Source organism: Staphylococcus cohnii subsp. cohnii, from assembly GCF_002902365.1.
Lineage (GTDB): Bacteria > Bacillota > Bacilli > Staphylococcales > Staphylococcaceae > Staphylococcus > Staphylococcus cohnii.
In genome coordinates this window covers 44,267-44,550 of record NZ_PPQC01000065.1, presented here as the reverse complement: position 1 = coordinate 44,550, position 284 = coordinate 44,267, and the positions used below count along the sequence as shown (strand labels likewise).

At 53.9% G+C, this 284-nt stretch carries 1 protein-coding gene; it reads left to right on the top strand.

From position 1 onward, the window contains the following. The coding region (locus CD032_RS13175; protein WP_219727858.1) for a hypothetical protein at positions 1–284 on the top strand (284 nt) is incomplete at both ends.

The following is a 284-nucleotide window of genomic DNA, read 5'->3' as shown; positions in this document are numbered from 1 at the left end:
ACAGCGACTCAGATGCAGATGCTGATTCAGACGCAGATAGCGACTCAGATGCTGATTCAGATGCAGACTCAGACGCAGATGCAGATGCTGACGCAGACGCAGATGCTGACGCAGATGCTGACTCAGACGCAGATGCAGATGCTGATTCAGATGCAGACGCAGACGCAGATGCAGACGCAGATGCTGACTCAGATGCAGACGCAGACGCAGATGCAGATGCTGACTCAGATGCAGACGCAGATGCAGACGCAGATGCTGATGCAGATGCAGACGCAGATGCTGAT